Origin of the sequence: Pseudonocardia thermophila, assembly GCF_900142365.1 — a bacterium.
In the GTDB taxonomy this organism is placed as follows: domain Bacteria; phylum Actinomycetota; class Actinomycetes; order Mycobacteriales; family Pseudonocardiaceae; genus Pseudonocardia; species Pseudonocardia thermophila.
The window spans coordinates 1-23,093 of record NZ_FRAP01000022.1 but is presented as its reverse complement, the minus strand read 5'-3'; the positions used below and the strand labels follow the sequence as shown (position 1 = coordinate 23,093).

Below are 23,093 nucleotides of genomic sequence, written 5' to 3'. Positions count from 1 at the left end.
GATGGCGTGGGACTTCTCCACCGAGCCCGAGTTCGAGGAGAAGCTCGACTGGATGCGCGCGTTCGTGCGCGAGGAGATCATCCCGCTGGAGACGCTCGATCTCGACCGTGAGACGTTCGACCGGATCACCGCCCCGCTCAAGGAGCAGGTGAAGGAGCAGGGCCTGTGGGCCGCGCACCTACCGCCCGAGCTGGGCGGCGGCGGATTCGGGCAGGTCAAGCTGGGGTTGATGCACGAGATCCTCGGTCAGTGCAGTTTCGCCCCCGGGATCTTCGGCAACCAGGCGCCGGACTCCGGCAACGCGGAGCTGCTGGCCATCGGCGGCACACCCGAGCAGAAGGAGCGCTGGCTGTACCCGCTGCTGCGCGGGGAGCTGCGCAGCTGCTTCTCCATGACCGAGCCGGGCGCCGGAGCCGATCCCACGCTGCTGAAGACGCGGGCGGTGCGGGACGGCGACGACTGGGTGATCAACGGGCACAAGTGGTTCTCGTCGAACGCCTCGCACGCCGACTTCCTCATCGTCATGGCCGTGACCGACCCGGACGTGTCGCCGTACCAGGGCTCGTCGATGTTCGTGGTGCCCGCCGACACCCCCGGCGTCGAGATCGTCCGGGACATCCCCGTCATGGACCACCCGACGATCGGCGCCGCGCTGCACGCCGGGCACGCCGAGGTGATCTACCGGGACGTGCGGGTGCCGGTGGAGAACCTCATCGGCAACCCGGGTGACGGGTTCCGGCTCGCCCAGCAACGGCTGGGCCCGGGCCGGATCCACCACGCGATGCGCTGGCTGGGGCAGTCGAAGCGAGCGTTCGACATGCTGTGCGAGCGGGCGGTGAGCCGCTACACGCACGGCTCGGTGCTCGCCGACAAGCAGATGGTGCAGGACTGGGTGGCCACGTCCGCGGCCGAGATGCAGGCCGCCCGGCTGATGACGCTGCACGCGGCGTGGACGATGGACCAGGTCGGCGCCGCGAACGCCCGCGTCGAGATCGCCATGATCAAGTACTGGGGCGCGCGGGTGCTGCACGACGTCATCGACCGGGCGATCCAGGTCCACGGCTCGCTCGGATTCTCCGGTGACCTGCCCTTGGAGCAGATGTACCGCGCGGCCCGCGCCGCACGGATCTACGACGGCCCCGACGAGGTGCACAAGGCGACGGTCGCCACACGGATCCTGCGGGGTTACCGCCCGGTCGACGTCCCCACGGAGCACATCCCGACCCGCCGCGAGGCGGCCCGCCGGAAGTTCGCGGAGTACCTCGACGCGGCCACGGCCAACCTCTGACACCGCGAGTTGCGGCTTTCCGCCGGCGAGTCGCGAAGCCATGGACGGTGAGTCGCGGAAGCTGTGCCGGCGAATCGGGGGCTCCCTGACGTCGAGTCGGCAACGCCGCTGGCGAGTTACCCCGTCGAGTCAGGCGAGTTCCCCCATCGAGGCGCGCGAGTTGCCCCGCCGAGGCAGGCGAGTTGCCCCGCCGAGGCAGGCGAGTTGCCCCGACGGGCTCGTCGAGATCTCCCCCACGGACGCGCGAGCTCCCGAACGGGAGCGCGAGTTCTCCCGAGTGGCCGGGCGAGGTCGCCGTTCAGGTCAACCGTTCGGGGGCCCGCCAGACCGAACAGGAGACATCGCCGGTTCTCCAGGGAATCACCGGTCTGCTCGGAGAACTCGCGGGCCCGCTCCGGGCAGCTCGTCCACCCCGTCGGGGCAACTCACCCATCTCGATGGGGCAACTCGCCCACCCCATCGGGGCAACTCGCGTCACGGGAACCGCGACTCGCGTGCCCGGCTTCCCCGACTCGCCGCTCGGAGAACCACGACTCGCCGTGAGGGTTTCCGCGACTCACCGGCGCGGACACCGCAAACCGCGCAGCGGGCGTCAGGAGCGGTGCTGCTCCACCCGCTCGTGGAGCCGGTTGCGGATCTCCTCCGGCGTGTACGCCCGGCGTTTGCGCTCGCCCCTGGCCACGACGACGCCGGTCGCGGCCACCCCGGCGAGGCCGGCGAGCCCGACGAGTTTCCACAGGCGCATGTCGTTAACCTACCGCCGTGCGGCGCCATGCGACGTCGATCTCCCTGGATGAGGCCTGCGACCTCACCCGCACCGGCGACATCTGGATCTTCCGCGGCCACAGCCTTCCCGACCGCGCCGTCCGCAGCCTCACGAACGCGCCCGTGAACCACGTGGGCATGGCGATCGTCGTCGACGACCTGCCTCCCCTGATGTGGCACGCCGAGCTGGGCAAGGGCCTGCTCGATCTCTGGTCGGGCTCGCACCAGCGCGGGGTGCAGCTGCACGACCTGCGCGCCGCCGTGCTCCAGTGGGGCCACCGCTACAAACAGCGGGCGTGGCTGCGCCAGCTGCAGGGCGAGGTCACGCCCGAGATGGAGGACGCCGCGCTGCAGACGGTCGCCCGGCTCGACGGCACCCCGTTCCCGTCGTCGGCCCGGCTCGCCGCCCGCTGGCTCCGCGGCCGCGTACCGCAGATCAACCTCCTGCGCCGGCGCCGCAGCGAGGACGACACCGATCCCGCGGCCGGCCTGGAGACGGCGTACTGCGCCGAGGTCGTCGCCGTGACCTACGAGGAGATGGGCATCCTGCCGGTGCGGCACCGCGCCAACTGGTACGACCCCGGCCGGTTCTGGAGCGGCGACGATCTCCACCTCACCGGCGGTTTCCGGCTGGGCGGCGAGATCGAGATCGGGCTCCCTCCGGAGTAGCCGTCACCGTCCCGGCCAGCGCGGCGGCCGCTTCTCCCGGAAGGCCGCCACACCCTCCTTCGCGTCCTCGGACGCCTTGACGATCTCCGTCGCTCGCTCGGTGGCCGCCCACCCCGGCTCATCGAGCACGGCCTCGACCTCCGCCACCACGGCCAGTGTCTCGGCCAGCGCCACCGGCGAGTGCTCGGCGATCACGGCCGCCAGCTCGAGGGCGCCCTCGACCGCCTTCCCCGACTCGACGAGCCGGTTCACCAGCCCCAGCGACCACGCCCGCTCGGCCGCCAGCGGCTCACCGGTCAGCAGCATCTCCAGCGCGATGTTGCGGGGCAGCGCCCGTGGGGCCCGGAACAGCGCACCGCAGTTGGCCACCAGCCCCCGCGCGGTCTCCGGCAGCGCGAACCGGGCGTCCCGCGCTGCGACCACGAGATCGCAGGCCAGCACGATCTCGAACCCGCCGCCGTACGCGAGCCCGTCCACGGCCGCGATCAACGGCGTGCGGCGGGCGCGCCGCACCACCCCGTAGTTACCGCCGCGCGGCGTGGGCTCGCCGGGCCCGTCGACGAGGTCGGTCCCGGCGGAGAACGCGACCGGCGTCCCGGCGATCACCCCGACCCGCAGCGCCGGATCGTCGTCGAGCTCGTTCAGCGCCGCGTCGAGCGCGGCCGTCGTGGCGGCGTCGATCGCGTTGCGCTTCTCGGGCCGGTCGATCGTGACCAGCAGGACGTTGCCGCGCCGCTCCGTGGAGACCGTCATGATCCTCAGACACTAGCCACACCCGCGTTGCCCGGCGACGCCCCGGTTCCTAGGCTCCGGGCATGATCCGCCGCGCGGTTGCCCTGGTGGCCGTGTTCGCCGCGGGCGCGGGCGCGGTGCGGGTGCGCCAGGCCTCCCGCGGGCTCCCCGAGGCGATGGGGGCGCCGGCCGAAGTCCTGCGCGCCGCGGCGGAGCGCTCCCCGTTCGCCCGCGGCGGCCGGTTCCATAACACCGAGCCCGCCGTGCTCGTCGACCCGGCGCGGGTGCTCACCGCCTTCGCGCAGCGCCGCCGCCGGGGGAGGCCGCCCAGGCCGGTCCCGCTGGTCACCGACCCGGTGCCGCGCACAGCCGACCCGCTGGCCGTTACCTGGTTCGGGCATTCCAGCGTGCTGCTCGAGATCGACGGGAGACGAGTGCTCACCGATCCGATGTGGGCGGAACGCGCGTCGCCCTCGCCCACGGTGGGCCCGCGGCGCCTGCACCCGCCGCCGCTGCCGCTTTCCGCACTTCCCGCCGTCGACGCGGTGGTCATCTCACACGACCATTACGACCACCTAGATCTGCCGACGATACGGGAGCTGACCGCCGCGATGTCCGCACCGTTCGTCGTTCCCGTCGGGATCGGCGCGCATCTGCGGTTCTGGGGCGTGCCCGACGACCGGATCGTGGAACTCGACTGGGGTCAGCACGTCCGGATCGGTGAACTGGCCCTGCACGCCACACCGGCCCGGCACTTCTCCGGTCGCGGCCTGACCCGCAACACCACGCAATGGGCGTCCTGGGTCGTGGAGGGCCCGGCGCACCGGGTGTTCTTCGGCGGCGATACCGGTTACACCTCGGCGTTCTCCGAAATCGGCGCCCGGTTCGCCCCCTTCGACCTCACGATCCTGCCGATCGGCGCGTACGCCGACCTGTGGCCGGACGTGCACATGACGCCCGAGGAGGCGCTCCGGGCGCATCTCGATCTCGTTCAGGGCGGCGCGGCACCGCTGCTCCCCGTGCACTGGGGCACGTTCGATCTCGCCTGGCACGAATGGGCGGAACCGGTCGAGCGCCTGACCCGGGCCGCTGATGAGACCGGCACCAGGATCTGCGTGCCCCGCCCGGGCGCCCGGATCACGCCGGACTCGGCACCGGAGCTCGACCGTTGGTGGGCGGCAATCACCTGATTACGGGATCCGGAAGTCGCAGGTGCGCATCGACACACCATCGAGAACACCCCGGGTTCGACAGAATGCGCATCCCTGCTCTATTCTCGCGACCGGGAAAGAGTCCGGCTCCGGGCCATGCCGCGAAATCTGCGACCCTCACCGGGGGTCGTTCGGCATACCCGGGCTCATTGGGAAGGCACGGAGATGGCGAAGAAGACCACGGTCACACTGATCGACGACCTGGACGGTTCCGAGGCCGTCGAGCAGGTGGAGTTCGCGGTCGACGGCCGCACCTACGAGATCGACCTCTCGGAGGCGAATAGCAAGCGGCTGCGCGAGCTCCTGGCCCCGTTCATCTCGGCGGCGCGGCGCGTGGGCAGCGGGCGCCGTTCTGCGGCCGGCAGCGGCCGTTCCACCAGCGACCGCGTGCAGAACCAGGCGATCCGTGAATGGGCGCAGAAGAACGGGTTCGCCGTGTCCGACCGCGGCCGTCTGCCCGCGAACGTGATCGAGGCCTACCACAAGGCGCACTGATCCAGCGCGCAGCGCTGACGCAGAAAGCGGCCGGCCCGCCCCGGTTGTCGGGGCGGGCCGGCCGTTCGGTTTCTCGCGCGCTCACCGCGGGGCCATGCGGATCGCGCCGTCGAGGCGGATCGTCTCCCCGTTGAGCATCGGGTTCGCGATGATGTGCGCCGCCAGCGCCGCGTACTCGGCGGGCTGGCCCAGCCGCGACGGGTGCGGCACCTGCTTGCCGAGCGACTGGCGCACCTCCTCGCCGAGGCTCGCCAGCAGCGGGGTCTCGAACAGGCCCGGCGCGATCGTCACGACGCGGATCTGCGCGCTGGCCAGGTCACGCGCGATCGGCAGCGTCATGCCGACCACGCCGCCCTTCGACGCCGAGTAGGCCGCCTGCCCGATCTGGCCCTCGAAGGCGGCGACGGACGCGGTGTTGATGATGACGCCGCGGTCGCCGTCGAGCGGCTCGTTGGCCAGCATCCGCTCCGCGGCCAGCCGGATCACGTTGAACGTGCCGATCAGGTTGATCTCGATGACCCGGGTGAACAGGTCCAGCGGGAACGGGCCGTTCTTGCCGACGGTCTTGTGCGCCGGGCCGATGCCCGCGCAGTTCACCGCCGCACGCAGGGTGCCCAGCTCGGCCGCCTTGTCGAGAGCCGCCTTGACGGCGTCCTCGTCCCGGACGTCGGCCGGCGCGAACACCGCCGCGTCGCCGATCTCCTCGGCCCGCTCGGCGCCCGCCGAGGTCGGCAGGTCGACGAGCACGACCTTCGCGCCGGCCTTGGCCAGGGTCTGCGCGGTGGCCAGGCCGAGTCCTGATGCTCCACCGGTGATGAGTGCGACGCCGCCGTTGATGTCCAACCTCGTCCTCCTCCGTGCGAGGGGTGCAAACCGTCAGTCGTGACTGTTCATACCATCACACCGACGCTTCGCCGTCATCGGCGCCGACCAGCTCGAGCGCGATCGCGCGCGCCACGGCGCGCCGCTCCTCCGGAGTGCCGGGCAGCTCATCCTTGGCGAAGTTGCCGAAGTTGACCGCAACCAGCGCCAACCGCATCTTGAGCAGGGTCTCCAGCGACGGCTCGGGGCCGGCGAGCAGATCGACCAGCACGGCGACGCGCTGACGCATCTCCCCGCCGGGCGCGAGCCCCTTCAACACGGTCTGGTTCTCCTGGAGGAACCGAAGCACGTGAGGATCGATCCCCGCCTCGGCGAGCCGTGCGCAGTAGCGCTCGATCAAGCCCCGGCTGCGAGCCGGCCCCGGCGGCTGCGATCGACCCCACTCGATCAGCTCGTCGAGCACGCGGAGCTGGTCGTCGAACAGGCTCGCAACGATCTCTTCCTTGGTGCGGAAGTGGTAGTAGACCGCGGCCTTCGTGACACCGAGCCGCTCGGCGATCTCCCGCAGCGAGGTCCGGTCGTAGCCCTGCTCGGCGAACAGCTCCATCGCCACAGCCCGGATCTGCTGACGAGTGTCCGTGCGGCGTTCGTCCTTGCGTTCGCCCCCTGCCGCGGGGCCTGTGCTCGTCACCACGTCCTCCCTGACGCCAACTAGCTTGACGGCCGGCAAGTAAGACTCCTAGCCTGTCGACAGGTCAGATACTAGCCGGCCGGCAAGTAATCGGTCGTCGGGGAAACGATGGACACACCGACCAGGTCGCGGCGCGAGGTCTACATCGCACTGAGCGGCCTCATGATCGCGATGCTGCTCGCCATGCTCGACAACACGATCGTCGGCACCGCGATGCCGACGATCGTCGGCGAGCTCGGCGGCCTCGCCCACCTGTCGTGGGTGGTCACCGCGTACGCGCTGGCCACCGCCGTCACCACTCCGGTCTGGGCCAAGCTGGGTGATCTCCACGGCCGCAAGGGCGTCTTCATGGCCGCGATCGTCGTGTTCCTGGTCGGCTCCGCGCTCACCGGGACGGCCGGCGACATGGGCCAGCTGATCGCGTTCCGCGCCGTGCAGGGCGTCGGGGCGGGCGGCCTGATGGTCAACTCGATGGCGATCATCGGCGACCTGGTCCCGCCCCGCGAGCGGGGCCGCTACCAGGGCTTGATGGCCGCTGTCATGCCGGTCGCGTTCATCGGCGGCCCGCTGATCGGCGGCGGGCTCACCGACACCTTGAGCTGGCGGTGGGCCTTCTACATCAACATCCCGCTCGGGATCGTCGCGCTGATCGTCACGTGGTTCACGATGAAGCTGCCGCGGGTGCGCCGGGAGGCGCGCATCGACTGGGCGGGCGCCGGGCTGCTCGGCGTCGCGGTCGCGGCGCTCACGCTGCTGACCAGCTGGGGCGGCAGCACCTACGCGTGGGACTCGTGGCAGATCATCGGCCTGGCCGCGCTCACGATCGTCGCGGGCGCGTCGTTCGTGGTGGTGGAGCGCAGGCAGGCCGAGCCGATCCTGTCGCTCGCGCTGTTCCGCGACCGCAGCTTCTCCGCCGCGACGGCGCTGTCGTTCCTGACCGGCTTCGCGATGTTCGGCGCGGTGACCTTCCTGCCGCAGTTCCAGCAGATCGTGCAGGGCGCGTCCGCGACCAGCAGTGGGCTGCTGCTGCTGCCGATGATGGCGGGCATGCTCACCACGTCGCTGATCGGTGGGCAGATCGTGACCCGCACCGGCCGCTACCGGTGGCAGATCGTCGCCGGATCGGTCGTGATGACGTTCGGACTGGCGCTGTTCTCGACGATGGGGCCGGGCACGTCGCACCTGACCAGCTCGGTGTTCATGGTCGTGCTCGGGATCGGCATGGGACTGCTGATGCAGACGACGATGCTCGTGGTGCAGAACAGCGTGCCCATGAGCGAGCTCGGGGCGGCGAGCGGCGCGGCCACCCTGTTCCGCACCGTCGGCGGCTCGCTCGGGGTGTCGCTCCTCGGGGCGTTCTACGCGCGGCACCTGGAGGGCACGCTCACCGAGCGGCTGGGCGCCGCGGCCGGGTCCGAGGTCTCGGGCGGGGAGATCACCCCGGCGATGCTCGACGGGCTGCCGACCCCTGTGCGGGACGCGTTCACCGCGGCCGTCAGCAACGGCGTGACCACCGCGTTCCTCGTCGCCGCCGGGGTCGCCGTGATCGCGATCGCGGCTGCGCTCCTCATCCGGGAGACCCCGCTGCGCACCAGCAACCGGTCCGAGCGCGCGCTGGCCGGCTGACGTCCGGCGTCAGGCCGTGCGGGTGGCGTAGCGGTGGCGGCCCAGCGCCGCCACCGCGGCGACCGGCACGGCGACCAGCGCGGAGACGGTGAACAGCGGCCCGAACGCCCCAGCCTCCGCGAACGGGGCCGCCACGCCGGCGCCGATCGCGCTGCCGAGGAAGAGGCTGGTCGCGAACAGCGCAACGGCCGTCGCCCGCTCCTGCGGCACCATGTCCGTCGCCCAGGTCTGCAGGGTGGTGTGCAAGAACGCCCACGACGCCCCGACGAGCAGGCCGGCGACCGCGAGGGTGACCAGGTTCAGGCCGAGCACCGGCACGGCCCACGCCGCGACGAGGCACACGCCGCCGATGGCCGCCATGCCCGCTGGTGGGATCCGCGGCACGAGCGCGCGCACGACCCGGGAGAACCCGAGCGCACCGACCCCGTACGCGGCGGCGATCAGTCCGGCGACACCGGCCGACCACCCCAGCGACTGGGCGGCCGGCGCGAGGTAGGTGAGCACGCCCAGCACGACCGCGCCCTCGACCAGCGCGATCGCCAGCACGAGGACGCCCCACCGGTTGCGCAGCACCCGGCCGATCGAACGCAGCGGGCTGCCGGTGGCAGGTTCGCGCTCCGGCTCGGGCAGCCGGGCCAGCGCGACCCACAGCACACCGGCCGCGGCGGCAGTCAGCGCCGGCACGGATCGCCAGCCGACGAGATCAGCGAGCATCCCCGCCCCGACGGTGGACAGCGCGATGCCCAGCGCCGAGGCGGACAGGATCTCGGACACCGGCTGCTGACGAGTCTCCGCGGGCCAGACGTCCCCGACGTAGACGAGGGTGGACGGGATGACCGCGGCGAAGCAGGCTCCGGCGATGACCCGGCCCACGCCCAGGACGACGATGTTCGGGGCGAGCACGGACACGACACCCGCGAGCGCGGCCCCGAGCAGCGCGACGCGCATGACCCGCACCCGCCCGATCCGGTCGCTGATCATGCCCCACACCGGCTGCATCAGCCCGTACGCCAGGTAGTAACCACTGGCCACGGCTGCGGCCGCGACGAGCGGGACCTGCAGGTCGAGGCCGATCGCCACCAGCAGCGGGGCGATGGCGAACCGGTCGACGTTGCTCGTGAAGGTGGACAGCTGCAGGAGCCGCAGCCGGCCGCGCTCCCCGGTGACCAGCGGTGGCGCCATTCCGCCATCATCCGGGGTCGCGATGCGCCCGGCCGAGGCGCAGGGGTGTGCTTCTCCGCACAGCCCCCAGCTGGCTCACGCCATTCTCGACGAACGGCACTTTCGCCAGCACCATTCCTCACGAAAGTGCCGTTCGTGGCGATTCACCGATCAACTGTCAGGAACCGAACGGTTCGAACCCGAAAGCTGTTCTCGATCCCGACTGACCTCGATCTCGAAGCTGTGGCCGGCCACTCCCCGCCCTTCGTCGAGCCTCACCCGACCTGGTCGTCAGGGTGCGGACTACCTTCGTGGGCATGACCGATCGCGACGATCCCGAGGAGTTCCGCGCACTCGCGCACGCCGTCGTCGACTGGATCGCCGACTACCGCGCCGGGATCGCCGCGCACCCGGTCCAGCCGCAGGTCGAGCCGGGCTCCGTCCGCGCGGCGCTCAGCCCGCTCCCCGAGCGGCCGCAGCCGTTCGACGCCCTGCTCGCCGAGCTCGACCGCGTCGTCGTGCCAGCGACGACGCACTGGCAGTCACCGTCGTTCTTCGGCTACTTCCCGGCCAACGCATCGCTGCACTCCGTGCTCGGCGACATGCTCTCCACCGGGCTCGGGTCCCAGGGCATGATGTGGGCGACCTCCCCGGCGTGCACCGAGACCGAGCAGCACCTGGTGGACGAGCTGGCCGGCGCGCTCGGGCTGCCGGAGACGTTCACCTTCACCGGTGGCGGGGGCGGCACGATCGAGGACTCCGCGTCGTCGTCCGCGCTGGTCGCGCTGCTGGCCGCCCTGCACCGCGCCGATCCGGGCTGGCAGACCGACGGCGTCCGCGGCGACGAACGCATCTACGTCTCGGCCGAGACCCACTCGTCCCTGGCGAAGGCGGTGCGGGTGGCCGGGCTCGGATCGAAAGCTCTGGTGGTCGTCGATCCCGAACCGGGCGGGCACGCCCTCTCGCCGGACGCACTCGCCGCTGCCATGTCCGCCGACGCGGGAGCAGGTCTGCGTCCGGTGCTGGTCTGCCCAACGATCGGCACCACCGGCACCGGCACGATCGACCCGGTGCGCCGCATCGCGGAGGTCGCCCGCGAGCACGGGGCGTGGGTGCACGTCGACGCCGCGTGGGCCGGGGTGGCCGCGCTCTGCCCCGAGCACCGCAGCGTGCTGGACGGCGTCGAGCTCGTCGACTCGTTCTGCACCGACGCACACAAGTGGCTGCTCACCGCCCTCGACGCGTCGCTGCTGTGGGTGCAGGACGGGTCCGCGCTGCCGGCCGCGCTGTCGCTCACCCCCGAGTACCTGCGCAATCCCGCGTCGGAGTCCGGAGCGGTCGTCGACTACCGCGACTGGCAGGTGCCACTGGGCAGGCGGTTCCGGGCCCTCAAGCTGCGCGCGGTGATCCACGCGCGCGGTCTGGAGGGGCTGCGCGCCCACCTGCGCGGTCACATCGCGCTCGCCGAGGAGTTCGCCGGGTGGGTGACCGCCGATCCGCGGTTCACCCTCGCCGTGCCGCGGTCGCTGAGCCTCGTCTGCCTGCGGGTCGTGACGGGCCGCGGCTCGGAGGCCGACGACGCGGCCACCCGCCAGGTGCTCGAGCGGGTCAACGCGTCCGGGTCGGCGTTCGTCTCCCACACCGTCGTCGACGGGCGCTACGTCATCCGGGTGGCGATCGGTGCCGTCACGACCGGTCCCGAGCACGTCACGGCCCTGTGGGACCAGCTCTGCGCCGCGGCGGACGCCGTGCTGGCCGAGTCGCGGTCCTGATCACACACCGTGTGACGTAGCTCCCGATCCCGCGGTCTCCGTCCGGAGCGCCGTGCTACCGTCCGCGCCAGGTCATGAGTGCCAGCGCCAAGCCCCGGCTAGCTGGCCGGCAACCCTCCTCCGCGGTGGGGTGCTCCGGGTGACGACCAGGCCGCACGCGACCGCGTGCCGGCAAGCGCGGACCCCTCTCGCGGGTCCCCGGACCGGGAGACCGTCATGTCTTCTGCTCTCGCCAGCCTGCCCGCCGTCCTCGGTGCCGACCTGCAGGTCCCGCTCGTCACGGGTGAGTGCGTCGGCTACGCCAACCTCGACCACGCCGCCAGCGCGCCGGCGCTGGCCGCCGTGGCCGAGCACGTCGCCGAGGTGATCCCGTTCTCGGCGAGCGTGCACCGCGGCGCGGGGTACGCCTCGCAGGTCTGCACCTCGTTGCTCGAGACGGCTCGGGCCACGATCGGCCGCTTCCTCGGCGCCCGCGCCGACGACGCCGTCGTGTTCACCCGCTCCACCACCGACGCGCTGAACCTGCTGGCCACCGCGGTGCCCGGCCGGGTCCTGTGCCTCGACGTGGAGCACCACGCCAACCTGCTCCCCTGGCGCGACGTCCGCCGCGTACCAGCCGCGGCGACCATCGAGCAGACCCTCACCGACCTCGCCACCGCCCTGGCCGAGGAGGAGTTCGCGCTGGTCGCCGTGACCGGTGCGTCCAACGTGACGGGTGAGGCGCTGCCGATCGCCGACGTCGTGGCGCTCGCCCGCGCCGCGGGCGCGCGGGTCGCGCTCGACGCCGCCCAGCTCGCCCCGCACCGCCGCGTCGACATCGCCGCGTGGGGCGTCGACTACGTGGCGATCTCCGGGCACAAGCTCTACGCACCGTACGGCGCAGGTGTGCTGGCCGGGCGCGCGGACTGGCTCGACGCCGCCCCGCCGTTCCTCGCCGGCGGTGGCGCGACCCTCGCCGTCGACACCTGCACCGTCCGGTGGGCGAGCGGCGCGCAGCGCCACGAGGCCGGCAGCCCGAACGTCGTCGGTGCCGCGGCGCTCGCGCAGGCCTGCCGCACGCTCGCCCCCGTGCTGACGGACGCGGCGCCGGAGCACGAGCGAGTGCTGTCGGAGCGGCTGTCCGCCGGCCTCGCCGAGATCCCCGGCGTCACCGAGCTGTCGATCTGGAGCGACTCGACCGACAAGGTCGGCGTGCACGCCTTCACCGTCGCCGACCGCCCCGCCGGGTACGTGGCGGCGTACCTGTCGGCCGAGCACGGCATCGGCGTGCGCGACGGCAAGTTCTGCGCGCACCCGCTGCTCGATCGGCTCAACCCGGGCTCCGGCGCGGCCCTGCGCGCGAGCTTCGGCCTCGGCACCACGACCGAGCACATCGACCGGCTCGTCGAAGCGCTGGACACCCTCGTCCGCCGCGGGTCCCGCTGGACCTACGCCCCGGTCGACGGCCGCTGGGCGCCCACGCCCGACCCGCGCCCGCGGGACCCGTTCGGCGTCGGCGCGGCCTGAGCCACGCGATCCCAGCCGCGGGCGGTCGCGACAGCCGTGGCCGATGGGGCCGGCGAGGCTGCTGAGGCCGAAGCGGGGCGGGCGGGCCCGCGGTGCAAGAAGGCAACGAACGGCACTTTCGTCCACTCCGGGTGGACGAGAGTGCCGTTCGTTGCGACTGAGGCGAGATGGGGCGGGGGCAGGGCCCCGGGCGAACGACCTCACGAGGGCTCCAGAGCGGAACCTGGCAGGGATCCGGTCGCACAGCTTCGAGATCACCTCCAGATCCCCGGAACCGCACCGGCAGCACCCGATCTACCCCTCTCCCGCATCCGGCACCACCGGGATGTGCTGCCGCAGCAGCACCCGGCTGCCCCGGTCGTCGAACCGGATCAGCACCGACTCGACCATGGTCGTCATCAGCGAGATCCCCCGCGACGCGTTCGCCGCCGTCTCCGGCACCCGCTGGGTGTGCTCCGCCGGGGCCCGCCACCGCCCGTGGTCGACGATCTCGATCGACAGCGTGCCCGGCTCGGTCCACAGCGTCAGCTCCACCCGCCCGGACTCCCCCGGCCCGTACGCGTGCTCGACGGCGTTGGACACGGCCTCGTCCACGGCCAGCACCACGTCCGCGGTCTCCTCCTCGGTGAGGCGCAGCGGGGCGAGCCAGTCCGCGAGCTGGTGGCGGATCACCGAGAGCTGCTCGGGATCCGCTGGCCAGCTGCGGTGGACGAACTCGACGTGCCCGGATGCGTTCATGGGCCTGTGTTCCCGGGACGGTGCCGGAGCGAAACGCCGCTCACCGCGGGCGGACGCCCGTTCACATGATCACCAGTCGGCCGCGCCCCGCATCGACGTCGGCGCCGGGTCGAGGCCCAGCCTGGTCCGGGCCGCGGTGAGGTCGAGGGTGCGCTCGTAGCCGAGGTGGCTCACTGCGTACCGGGACAGCCGCAGCTCCCGCTCGGGCCCGGCCACCAGCTCCGCGACGGCTGCCGCGGCCCACACGATCGGGGTCGGAACGGACCGGATCCGCACGTCGAGCCCGCGCTCGGCGAACAGCTCCATGAGCGCGTCGGCGAGCACGACCGGTTCGGCGTCCCCCACGTTGTAGACGCCCTCCGGCCCGGTGCAGCCCAGCAGCGCCGCCTCCGCCAGCGTGCCGACCGCGGTCAGCGTGTGCCGGCTGCGGCCGCCACCGGGGAGCAGCAGCGTGCGGCCCCGCACCGCGGAGAGGACCCGGGGCAGCAGGGTCCGGTCGCGGGGTCCGTACACCGCGTGCGGTCGCAGCACCACGGTGTTCGGCCGCCGGGCGAGCAGCCGTTCCGCGGCCGCCTTCGAGGCGGCGTACGCCGTCAGGTACCGCCGCACGGGCGCCGCGTCCTCGCTCACCTGCACGGTCGGCGTGAACGGGTCGTACACGCTCGCGGTCGAGACGTGCACCAACCGCGCACCGGGGAAGCTCGCCATGACGTTGCGGGTGCCGAGCAGGTTCACCCGCCAGATCGGCGCCGGATCGCCGTGGTCGGTCACGGCCGCGGCGCAGTGCACCACCGCGGCGACGTCCGGCGGATCGGTGAGCGGCCCCGCGCCGATGTCCCACTCGCGGCGGGTCAGCGCGTGCACCCGCCAGCCCCGGTCGTGCGCGGCGGCCACGACCGCCCTGCCCACGAACCCGGCTGCGCCGATCACCGCGATGCGCACCGCCTCGCCACCTCCGCCCGATCCGGTTTGCGGGTGCGCCCGACGGTGGGGATCCCGTCGAGCACGACGATGTCGTCCGGCAGCGCTCCGGCGTCCATCACCTCGGGCAGCCGCTCCCGCACCCGCGGCACGACGTCGTCCGCGCCTGGCTCCGGCACCACCGCCAGCACCACCCGCTCGTCCCCGATCTCGTCCGGGACCCCGACGAGCACGGCGTCCGCCACCCCCGGCAGCCGCGCGATCGCCGGCTCGTAGAGCCCCGGATAGATGTTGACGCGCCCGCGGATGATCATGTCCGTGGCGCGGCCGAGCAGCACGATCCGCCCGTCGTCCAGCCGGGCGAGATCACCGGTCGCGTGCTCGGACAGCACCGGTCCGCCCAGGTACGCGCGGGCCAGGTTCGGACCCCTCACCAGCAGCTCCCCACCCGGCCCGACGCGGGCGGACACCCCGGGCAGCGGCGCTCCGACGAGATCGCCGCTGCCGGTGTGCGCCAGCTTCTCCGCGGCCGTCGCGATCGCGACCGGGAGGATCTCCGTCATCCCGTAGACCGCCAGGAACTCCACGTCCGGCCACGCCGCCGTCGCCCGCTCCAGCAGCGACGGCAGCACCGGTGCGGCCCCGAGCAGCACCTGCTGCAGCCCCGCCGGGCTGGCCCCGGTGTCGAGCAGCGCGGCGAGATCGGCCGGCACGAGGAACGTGTGCGTGGCCCCGGCCAGGCCCCGCGCGATCTGCTCGGGCGCCGCACCGGGAGCGAACCCGTGCGGCGGAAGGCTCCAGTGCCCGCCCCCGACGAGCGCAGGCAGGCCGAGCAGGAACTGGTCGGTGTGCACCCGCGTGCCCGGGCCCAACGCGCACCGTGCCGCCAGCACCTCCAGCGCCGCGCCGAGCGAGCCGCGGGTGTGCACGACCGCCCGCGGCGCCGCCGTCGTCCCCGAGGTGAAGACGACGACTGCGTCCTGGTCCGGCGCGTCCGCCACGGAGAACGACGGCCCCGGCCGCTGCAGCTCCGACAGGGCCAGCGCACCCCGCGGCACGCCGGGCAGCCACCGCCCGGCCCGGACGTGCTGCACGGGCAGCGCCCCGTAATCGGGCAGCAGCAGGCCACGCCGGCGCGCCAGCGTCCGCAGCGGCGGATGCCCGGCCGCGTACAGCACCGACTCGGCCGCCGCCCACCCCGGCGCCGCGAGCTCGGTGCGGCGCGCGAACAGCTCCGGTCCGGCACCCGGGTCGACGAACACGACGGTGGCCCCCGCCGCCACCGCGCCCAGCGCCAGCACCACCGCATCCGGGGACGGCCGCACCGAGAACAGCATCCGCTCCCTCGGCGCGAGGCCGGCCACCCGCAGCCGCGCCGCCACCGCCCGGATCCGCCCCGCCAGCTCGGCGTGGGTGAGCGTGTGCCCGTCCGGCCCCGTCAGCGCGGGCTCGACCGGCCACCGCGCGCCGGCCTCCAGCACCGCTGTCACGACATCCCGCACGCGCGCCTCCGCACCAGCAGCTCCCGGTACCCGGGGATCAGCACTCGCCGCGCCACCCGCCGCCGGACGATCTCCAGCGGGGCCGCCGTCACCAGCACGTCGAGCAGCGCGCGGATCTCGGCCAGCGCGAGCGGCATGCCGAGGCAGAAGTGCGGCCCCGCACCGAACCACAGCCCGGCCACCTGCTGCGCCGGCCGTCGCTGCGGGTCGAACCGCCGATCGCCGCCCTGCGCCGCGGACACGGTCGCGATCACCACTCGCTCCCCCGGCCGCACCGCCGTCCCGCCGATCCGCGCGGGCGCGGTGACGCTGCGCAGCATCACCGGCGACGGCACGGTCACCCGAAGGCCTTCCGCGATCACTGCGTCCGTCCACGACGGATCGGCGGCCAGCCGCTCCAGCCAGCCCGACCCGGCCGCGAGCGCGGCCAGCCGCGGCACGTACGACACGAGCGTCTCGGTGCCGGTCAGCGCGAACGCCGCCACCGCGCCGAGGGCCTCCTCCTCGGTGAGTCCCAGCTCCCGCATCCGTCCCGGCACGGTGGCCGGATCACCGGCCCGGTAGGCCGTCACCGCCGGCCCGGTCAGCCGCGCGAGCGCCGCCCGGCCCTGCGCGACCTGCTGCGCGGTGAGCCGCGGCCGGGCGAGCTGCACCACGCCGGTGATCGCGGAGGCCGCTGCGAACGCCTCCGCCGCCCGCAGCGGGTCCAGCCCGACCAGCTCGGCGATCACCGCGCCGGCCAACCGCTTCGCCGCCGCCACCACGTCGACGGCCCGGCCCGCGGCCAGCTCCGCCCGCAGCTCGCCGAGCTGCGGCGCCGCGACCCGCGCGCACAGCTCACCCACCGCCCGCGGCGTGAACAGCCCGGACAGCGTCCGCCGCAACCGCGCGTGCGCTCTTCCCTCCATGTTCAGCAGCACCGACGGCCCCACCACCGGCGTCCAGAGATCCGCCGGGGACCCCGGCCCGGTCTTGGTGAACCGCTCGGTGTCGAGCAGCACCTCCCGGGCCAGCGCCGCGTCGCTCACCACCACGCCGACGCGCGGCACCCGCACCACTGGCCCGAGCCGCGCGATCCCGCGCACCAGCGGGTACGTGACCGGGTGGGCGCCCAGCCACACCCGAAGCTCCGGGTCGGGCCTCACCGGATGTCCACGTGCTCGGGCCGGTAACGGTGATCGGCGTACCAGGCCAGCGTCCGGCGCAAGCCCCACGCCTGCACCCGCCGCGACGAGCCGCGCACCACGACATCGCGCCGGTGGCCGTACGCGTCGGTGAGCAGCCGGACGGCGTTGACCAGGGCTCGATCCTCGTGCAGGTCCTGGATGCGGGTGCGCGGGAACCCGCCGGACCGCAGGTACAGGTCGGCGGTGATCGCCAGGTTGCAACCGGGCACCATCAGGTACGGGCCGCGCGCCCCGGGTAGCCGGTTGCCGGGCCGGATCCGTCCGAACGCCGCCGCAACCGCGACCGCGCCCACCAGAACCCCGCGCTGCCACGCGGCCAGTCCCTCGTCCGACCGGGGCAGCAGCCGGCCCGCGACCAGCTCCAGCCCGTCGGCGAACGCCGCTCGGATCCGCGCCGTCCAGTCCGGGGCGGGCACGCAGTCGGCGTCGGTGCGGGCCAGCAGCGTGGCGCCGGCCGCGATCGCGTGCCGCATGCCGGTGTCCGCGGCCGCGCCGGTGCCCCGCTGCGGCTCGTGGATCAGCGTGACCCACGGCCGGTCCGCGGCGAACGCGCGCACGACGTCCGGCGTCGCGTCGGTCGAGGCGTTGTCGACGACGACGAGCCGGAAGTCCCGGTCGACCTGCGCGTCCAGCGCGGCCAGCGTCGTGGGCAGCGCCTTCTCCTCGTCGAACGCCGGCACGACGACGGCGAGGCTCACAGCCGGACCACCATGATCCCCAGCGAGACCCCGCCGGCGAGGCCGACCAGCGCCACCAGGTCCCCGGGGCCGGCCCGGCCCAGCTCGATCGCCGTCACCAGCTGCACCGGCAGGCTCGCCGAGGCCATGTTGCCGTGCTCGCCCACGGTCACGACCAGCTTCTCCGGCGGCACCCCCGCCCGCTCGGCGAACACGTCGAGGTAGGGCCGCGACACCTGGTGCACGCACACCACCGCCAGGTCTGCCCAGGTCAGGCCGAGCCCGGCGAGGGTGTGGTCGAGCACAGCGGTGCCGAGCCCGAGGAAGGCCTTCTTCAGCCGCCCGGCGTCCATCGCGAAGTACGTGTGCTCGACGTCGCGGGGATGCGCCGATCCGCCGGTGCCGAGCGTGCCGGCCCGCCAGTGCTGCGAGTCGGCGGTGAACGCGCTGGCCAGGATCCCGTCCCCGGCCGTGACGAGCAGAGCCGCACCGGCGTCGGAGAGCGTGTAGCCCGCGAACGAGCGCAGGAACGTTGCGAGATCGGGCACCTGCCACCGCACGGCCCGCGACGGCGCCTCCCCGCTGGCCACCACCACCCGCCGGTAGCGGCCGGTGCCGATCAGCGCGTCAGCGACCTCCAGCCCGTTGAGGACGCTGTTGCAGGCGTTCTTCACGTCCATCACCGGGCAGCGCAGCTCCAGCTTCTCGGCCACGATGTGCGCCGTCGCCGGCTCCACCATGTCCTGGCTCGCTGACGCGAACAGCAGCAGGTCGACGTCCTCCACCGCGGTGCCGGTGTCGGCCAGCAGCTTGCGCGCCGCCGCGACCGCGAGGTCCGACGCCTGCTCGTCGTCGGCCATCACGTGCCGCGCGGTGATGCCGGTCAGCCGGGCCACGATGCCGTCCGGCGGCCGGTACGGGCCGATCCTCTGCTCCAGCTCCACGCCGGTCATGAGTCGTTCGGGCAGGTGGACCGCCACCCCGCCGATGCGTGCCATGACCGGACCCTAAACAGCCGAACCCGGTCACCGGCTCGGCAGATCTACTGGAGTGCCACCCGGATCACCTCCGCCGACTCGGCCAGCACCGCCTCCGCCGCGGTCTTCCCGGTGGCCGCCAGGTAGGCGTCCACGATCCGGTTGCCCGCTGCGTAGCCGGCGCCGGTGGGCAGTCCGACCGGGGTGGCGCCGAACCGCTCGGCGTGGGAGTCGCCGTGCACCCACGCCACGAAGTTCTGCATACCGGTCGTCCCCAGCCCGCTCACCACCGTGGCGAACGCGGCGTCGTCACCGAGTGCCGCCACGCCGATCCGGGCCCGGCCCAGCTCGTCGCCGTAGAGCTGGCGGGCGAACGCGTCGGCCAGCCCTTCGGAGACGACGTGCTCCCCCACCGTCACCGTCGCGGGGTTCCAGAAGTCCGGGCGGGTCGTGTAGCGCAGGTTGTGGTTGAGCTCGTGCACCGCGGTGGCCTCGATGCGCTCGAGGTTCTCCGGGTACGGCCACAGGTTGATCCAGATGTAGCCGGAGACGCTGCCGTTCGCGCTCATCCCGAGGCCCGGGCCCATGAGGTGCTCGTCCCCGGGGTCGGCGAGGCTGAGCAGCACGACGAGATCGGGGACCACCACCTCGGGCACCGCCTCCCGCTGCACCGCCACCGCCTCGTCGAGCGCGCGGGCGATGCGCCCCCACGCGTCGGCGGCGCGCAGCTCCTCCAGCGCGGCCAGGCAGTGCTCCTCGTCGCGGTCGATCGGGAAGCCGCCGCTCATGGCGTGCATCTGCACCAGATCGACCTCGCCGGGGAAGTACCGGTACATGCCCTTCGCCGGCTCGATCATCTTCCGGAGCAGATCGGGGCGGTCGGGCTGCGGAGCGGCGAGGATCTCCCGCATCGCCGCGTAGGTGTCCAGGACCTCGATCGTCATGCCGGCGACCGTAGAGGCTGACGCAGCGTCAACCACAACCCGAAATCGGCCGCACCGACCGCAGCCGGACGATCCCCGGCGCCGCCGACGCCCGCAGGAACGCCGACGTAGCCGGATCGGGTAGCTCGACGGCGACGTCCGGGGCGATGCGGTACGGGCGGGCCAGCAGGAGCCCACCGAGGGTGCGGCGCAGCCGCGACATCTCCGCGCGCACGGTCACCAGGTGGTCCCGGTCGCCGTAGAGCGCGGTGGACAGCGCACCGGCGTCCATGCCGCGCGGCCCGGCGAACGCGAGCAGCGTGAGCACCTCGGCGTGCCGCGCGGAGAGCGGATGCACCCAGCGCTGCGCGCCGTCGACGATCGCGCGCGGTGGCCGCCCGTCGAGGTCGAGCGAGAGCCGCAGCCCGCTCGACGACCCGTTCGACCCGGCCCCGCGCAGCAGCCAGCCGCCCGGCACCGGCTCGGGCAGCAGCACACCCACGCCGTGCACCGCGACCGGCCGATCCGCCCGCGGCACGGCCACCCGGTCGATGCTCGGCATCCCGGTCACGGCGGCGACCCAGCCGTGGTCGTCCACGACGAGCCCGGGCCCGGACAGCCGCGACAGCAGCGGCGCGGCCACCGATCGCAGCGCGTCCAGCCGGCGCTCGTGGTGGCGCCACAGGCTCGCCTCGGCCAGCTTCACCGCGGTGCCGACCAGCGCGACGGTCGTGGGGTGCACGGTCTCGGCCGGCCCGCTCACGTCGACGACGCCGAGCAGCTCGCCGGTGCGCGGATCGTGGACGGGGCAGGCCGTGCAGGTCCACGCGTGGTGGGTGCGGACGAAGTGCTCCGCCCCGAACATCTGCACCGGTGCGTCCTCGGCGAGCGCGACGCCGATCGCGTTGCTCCCGACCGCGCCCTCCGACCACGCCGCACCCTCGGTGAACCCGAGCCGATCGGCGCGGTGCCGCACCGGCGCACAGCCCTCCCGCCACAGCAGGACGCCGTCGGCGTCGGTGATGACCATGATGTGCCGGGCGTCGTCGGCGACCGAGGTCAGCGCCGCCCGCAGCTCGGGCAGCACCGGCTGCAGCGGCGAGGTCTCGCGGCGCCGCTCCACCTCGTCCGGCCCGACCGGCCCGGGCGGCGTTTCCTGGTCGGGATCGACCCCCAGGGCGCGCACCCGCTCCCAGGACCGCGCCACTGGTCCGCGGAGATCTCCGGGCGGGCGGTCGCCCGACAGCAGGGCGTCGTGGATCCGCTGCAGCATCCGGGCATGTCGGCGCACGTCGGTACCGGGGCGAACCGCGCAGACTCCCTCGTCCATCCCCGCCAGACTAGGCACTGGATGTGGTGCGCACCATAGCGGCTGCCCGGGCGGTCAGGCCCGCGTCGGGACCTCCTCCGCCGGGGCCCGCCGTCTCGCGCGCGGCGTTCCGAGCAGCACCCCGCCGACGATCACGACCGCTGCGGCGAGCTCGACGACCGATGGTCGCTCAGCCAGCAGCAGCGCCGACATCCCCATCCCGACGACCGGCACCAGCAGCGAGTACGGCGCTACGACCCCGGCCGGGTGACGCCGCATGAGGCTGTTCCAGATGCCGCTCCCGACGATCGTGCCGATGACGACCAGGTAGGCGAACCCGGCCAGTCCGGGCAGCGCGTCGGGGCCGGTCAGCGCCGCGACCGCGGTGGGGAGAGCGTCCGGGCCCTCCATGAGGAACGAGAGCGCGTAGAGCGGGATCGGCGGCACCAGCGACATCCACAGCAGCAGGTGCATCGGGTTGGTTGCGGGGGTGCGCAGCGCGAGCCGGCTGGTGAGGTTGCCCAGCGCCCAGCCGAGCGCGGCGAGCACGGTGAGCAGCACCGGCAGCAGTGCCGCGGACTGCGCCCGCGCCACGGCGATCGCGACCAGCCCCGCGACGGCCAGCGCGATGCCCGCCGCCTGCCGCCGCCCGACCTGCTCACGCAGCAGCAGCGCACCCAGCAGCACCGTGAACGGCGCCGACGCCTGCAGCACCAGCGATGCGAGCCCCGGCGGCATGCCGATGTCCATGGCGATGAACAGGAAGCCGAACTGCACGACGCCGAAGCCCAGGCCGTAGGCGATCAACCAGCGCAGCGGCACCCGCGGACGGGGCACCAGGATCACCGTCGGGACGGCGATCACCGCGAACCGCAGCGCCCCGAGGAGCAGCGGCGGGAAGAGATCCAGGGTCTGGTGGATGGCGAGGAAGTTGCAGCCCCACAGCACGGCGACGGTCGCGGCGAGGGCGCGATCACGCAAGCTCACGGTGCCAGCCTGAGCAGGACGATTCTGTAAGACCATCGAATAGATATGAAGCAATCGTTCAGTAGGACTTAAGAGACCTCACGCGGGTGATCCGGGCGCGCAGCTGCCGCTGCAGCAGCACCGGATGCAGGTGGAAGACGACGGCCGCGAGCCAGAGCCACAGCGCCGCCCGCAGGTTCCCGCACACCGCGGCCACGATCCCACCGAGCGCACTCAGGATCGCTACGACCAGGTGGGACAGTTCCGAGGCCCGGGTGTGCCGAGCCAGATCGGTCAGCCCGGCCCGCGTGCCGTCGAACTGCCGCTGCGCAGCGATCACCCGGTTCCAGCCGACGGCGCGCAGCGGGGTGGACAGGAGACCGGTGCCCAGCCGCGGCCACACCCGCTCCTCCCAGGCCCGGACGCGGAACCAGCGCGCGGCCAGGGCCGGCCGGTACCGGTGCAGGACCGTCGCGGTCCACGCCATCGCCACCAGGTTCGCGATCAGCGCGAACAGCGGGTTCGCCGGGCCGAGCAGCACGCCGGCCGCGGTGGTCACCGCTGCCGCCACCAGCGCGAGTCCCGCAGCGCGCACCGCTCAGGTCGCGCGTCCGGCGTGGTGCGCGAGGAGCTTGGCCAGCAGCGCCCGGTAGGTCACGCGCTCCTCGTCGTCGAGCGGGGCCAGGAACCGTTCCTGCACCTGCGCGAGCGCCGCGTCGAGCCGGAGCAGCTGCTCGCGCCCGGCCGGGGTGATCGTCACGAGGTTCCGCCGCCCGTCCGCCGGGTCCGGCTTTCGCTCCACCTGCCCGGCTGCTGCCAGCTCGTTCACCGCGGTGACGATGTCGCTGCGGTCGACGTCGATCCGACGGCCGAGATCGGCCTGGCTGAGCGGGCCGAACTCGGCCAGCGCGGAGAGCACGCGGTAGTGGTAGCCGCGTGCCCCGGTCGCGCTGAAGGCCTCCCCCACCAGGCGATGCGCGTGCGCCGCCGTGCGCGTCGTGAGGTACGTCGCCAGCGCGAGCAGGCGAGCCGGTGCGCCATCCATCGACGGCACCCTAGATGTAGTGACTCAGGACGTTGTTGTCAGTGCTCGACGGCGTGTCGGCTTGAACGAGGGGAGGGCCTCCGGGCGAGGTGGGTGTGTCTGAGGCACCT

23 protein-coding genes and 1 riboswitch are annotated in these 23,093 nt (G+C 73.4%); of the genes, 7 read left to right on the top strand and 16 right to left on the bottom strand.

Annotated elements, in window-relative coordinates; genetic code table 11:
- The first annotated feature begins 1 nt into the window (after position 1).
- Positions 2–1,288, top strand: coding sequence for an acyl-CoA dehydrogenase family protein (locus BUE41_RS24375; RefSeq protein WP_073459748.1), 1,287 nt, complete (start codon positions 2–4; stop codon positions 1,286–1,288).
- 592 nt (positions 1,289–1,880) lie between these two features.
- Here BUE41_RS24375 and BUE41_RS31475 read toward each other — a convergent pair.
- Entirely contained in the window at positions 1,881–2,033 is a 153-nt protein-coding gene (locus BUE41_RS31475) for a hypothetical protein (RefSeq protein WP_200804092.1), read from the bottom strand.
- Between the two features lie 17 nt (positions 2,034–2,050).
- Here BUE41_RS31475 and BUE41_RS24370 point away from each other — a divergent pair, with 17 nt between their 5' ends.
- Positions 2,051–2,722, top strand: coding sequence for a hypothetical protein (locus BUE41_RS24370; protein ID WP_073459657.1), 672 nt, complete (start codon positions 2,051–2,053; stop codon positions 2,720–2,722).
- A 3-nt stretch (positions 2,723–2,725) separates the two neighbouring features.
- On the opposite strand, the gene BUE41_RS24365 is transcribed toward BUE41_RS24370, so the two are convergent.
- Positions 2,726–3,475 carry an enoyl-CoA hydratase-related protein gene (locus BUE41_RS24365; RefSeq protein ID WP_073459656.1) on the bottom strand — a complete coding sequence of 250 codons (750 nt, stop codon included), beginning with the start codon at positions 3,473–3,475 and terminating at the stop codon, positions 2,726–2,728.
- Between the two features lie 242 nt (positions 3,476–3,717).
- Here BUE41_RS24365 and BUE41_RS24360 point away from each other — a divergent pair, with 242 nt between their 5' ends.
- Positions 3,718–4,644 (top strand): MBL fold metallo-hydrolase, encoded by a 927-nt coding sequence (locus BUE41_RS24360; protein ID WP_327194783.1) that lies wholly within the window; start codon positions 3,718–3,720, stop codon positions 4,642–4,644.
- A 186-nt stretch (positions 4,645–4,830) separates the two neighbouring features.
- Positions 4,831–5,160: a histone-like nucleoid-structuring protein Lsr2 gene (locus tag BUE41_RS24355; RefSeq protein ID WP_073459654.1), complete on the top strand. Its 330-nt coding sequence runs from the start codon at positions 4,831–4,833 to the stop codon at positions 5,158–5,160.
- Positions 5,161–5,241: 81 nt separating this feature from the next.
- Here the strand turns inward: BUE41_RS24355 and BUE41_RS24350 are convergent, their stop codons facing one another.
- Both BUE41_RS24350 and BUE41_RS24345 read right to left on the bottom strand, forming a co-directional pair.
- Complete coding sequence (locus BUE41_RS24350) at positions 5,242–6,003, bottom strand: 3-hydroxyacyl-CoA dehydrogenase (RefSeq protein ID WP_073459653.1); 762 nt, start codon at positions 6,001–6,003, stop codon at positions 5,242–5,244.
- A gap of 55 nt (positions 6,004–6,058) precedes the next feature.
- Positions 6,059–6,712, bottom strand: coding sequence for a TetR/AcrR family transcriptional regulator (locus tag BUE41_RS24345; protein ID WP_234997544.1), 654 nt, complete (start codon positions 6,710–6,712; stop codon positions 6,059–6,061).
- A gap of 69 nt (positions 6,713–6,781) precedes the next feature.
- On the opposite strand from BUE41_RS24345, the gene BUE41_RS24340 reads away from it, so the two are divergent.
- Positions 6,782–8,299: an MDR family MFS transporter gene (locus tag BUE41_RS24340; protein ID WP_073459652.1), complete on the top strand. Its 1,518-nt coding sequence runs from the start codon at positions 6,782–6,784 to the stop codon at positions 8,297–8,299.
- A 9-nt stretch (positions 8,300–8,308) separates the two neighbouring features.
- Here the strand turns inward: BUE41_RS24340 and BUE41_RS24335 are convergent, their stop codons facing one another.
- Entirely contained in the window at positions 8,309–9,481 is a 1,173-nt protein-coding gene (locus tag BUE41_RS24335) for an MFS transporter (RefSeq protein ID WP_073459651.1), read from the bottom strand.
- 296 nt (positions 9,482–9,777) lie between these two features.
- On the opposite strand from BUE41_RS24335, the gene BUE41_RS24330 reads away from it, so the two are divergent.
- Entirely contained in the window at positions 9,778–11,232 is a 1,455-nt protein-coding gene (locus BUE41_RS24330) for an aminotransferase class V-fold PLP-dependent enzyme (RefSeq protein ID WP_073459650.1), read from the top strand.
- 70 nt (positions 11,233–11,302) lie between these two features.
- Positions 11,303–11,416, top strand: a riboswitch (SAM riboswitch).
- 32 nt (positions 11,417–11,448) lie between these two features.
- The gene (locus BUE41_RS24325) at positions 11,449–12,738 is read left to right on the top strand and encodes an aminotransferase class V-fold PLP-dependent enzyme (protein ID WP_073459649.1); all 1,290 of its coding nucleotides are present in this window, start codon (positions 11,449–11,451) and stop codon (positions 12,736–12,738) included.
- A 294-nt stretch (positions 12,739–13,032) separates the two neighbouring features.
- On the opposite strand, the gene BUE41_RS24320 is transcribed toward BUE41_RS24325, so the two are convergent.
- The 11 genes from BUE41_RS24320 to BUE41_RS24270 all read right to left on the bottom strand — a co-directional run bounded on the left by BUE41_RS24320 (position 13,033) and on the right by BUE41_RS24270 (position 22,983).
- Positions 13,033–13,476 carry an ATP-binding protein gene (locus BUE41_RS24320; protein ID WP_073459648.1) on the bottom strand — a complete coding sequence of 148 codons (444 nt, stop codon included), beginning with the start codon at positions 13,474–13,476 and terminating at the stop codon, positions 13,033–13,035.
- Positions 13,477–13,545: 69 nt separating this feature from the next.
- Positions 13,546–14,418, bottom strand: coding sequence for an NAD-dependent epimerase/dehydratase family protein (locus BUE41_RS24315; RefSeq protein ID WP_073459647.1), 873 nt, complete (start codon positions 14,416–14,418; stop codon positions 13,546–13,548).
- A complete protein-coding gene (locus tag BUE41_RS24310; RefSeq protein ID WP_073459646.1) occupies positions 14,403–15,899 on the bottom strand; it encodes a class I adenylate-forming enzyme family protein in 1,497 nt (498 codons plus the stop codon). Before BUE41_RS24310 ends, BUE41_RS24315 begins: the two co-directional genes overlap by 16 nt.
- Positions 15,884–17,044 (bottom strand): cytochrome P450, encoded by a 1,161-nt coding sequence (locus BUE41_RS24305; protein WP_073459645.1) that lies wholly within the window; start codon positions 17,042–17,044, stop codon positions 15,884–15,886. The genes BUE41_RS24310 and BUE41_RS24305 overlap by 16 nt, the downstream gene beginning before the upstream one ends.
- On the bottom strand, positions 17,041–17,784 hold the full coding sequence (locus tag BUE41_RS24300; RefSeq protein ID WP_073459644.1) for a glycosyltransferase family 2 protein: 744 nt from the start codon (positions 17,782–17,784) through the stop codon (positions 17,041–17,043). Before BUE41_RS24300 ends, BUE41_RS24305 begins: the two co-directional genes overlap by 4 nt.
- Positions 17,781–18,761 carry a 3-oxoacyl-ACP synthase III family protein gene (locus tag BUE41_RS24295; protein ID WP_073459643.1) on the bottom strand — a complete coding sequence of 327 codons (981 nt, stop codon included), beginning with the start codon at positions 18,759–18,761 and terminating at the stop codon, positions 17,781–17,783. Before BUE41_RS24295 ends, BUE41_RS24300 begins: the two co-directional genes overlap by 4 nt.
- A gap of 44 nt (positions 18,762–18,805) precedes the next feature.
- Positions 18,806–19,684: a DUF2268 domain-containing putative Zn-dependent protease gene (locus tag BUE41_RS24290; RefSeq protein ID WP_073459642.1), complete on the bottom strand. Its 879-nt coding sequence runs from the start codon at positions 19,682–19,684 to the stop codon at positions 18,806–18,808.
- A gap of 28 nt (positions 19,685–19,712) precedes the next feature.
- The gene (locus BUE41_RS24285; protein ID WP_073459641.1) at positions 19,713–20,993 is read right to left on the bottom strand and encodes a GAF domain-containing protein; all 1,281 of its coding nucleotides are present in this window, start codon (positions 20,991–20,993) and stop codon (positions 19,713–19,715) included.
- 54 nt (positions 20,994–21,047) lie between these two features.
- Positions 21,048–21,959, bottom strand: a complete 912-nt coding sequence (locus tag BUE41_RS24280; RefSeq protein WP_143172329.1) for an EamA family transporter — start codon at positions 21,957–21,959, stop codon at positions 21,048–21,050.
- Positions 21,960–22,017: 58 nt separating this feature from the next.
- Positions 22,018–22,533, bottom strand: a complete 516-nt coding sequence (locus tag BUE41_RS24275) for a glycosyl-4,4'-diaponeurosporenoate acyltransferase CrtO family protein (protein WP_073459639.1) — start codon at positions 22,531–22,533, stop codon at positions 22,018–22,020.
- A gap of 3 nt (positions 22,534–22,536) precedes the next feature.
- Positions 22,537–22,983: a MarR family winged helix-turn-helix transcriptional regulator gene (locus BUE41_RS24270; RefSeq protein ID WP_073459638.1), complete on the bottom strand. Its 447-nt coding sequence runs from the start codon at positions 22,981–22,983 to the stop codon at positions 22,537–22,539.
- Between the last annotated feature and the right edge of the window lie 110 nt (positions 22,984–23,093).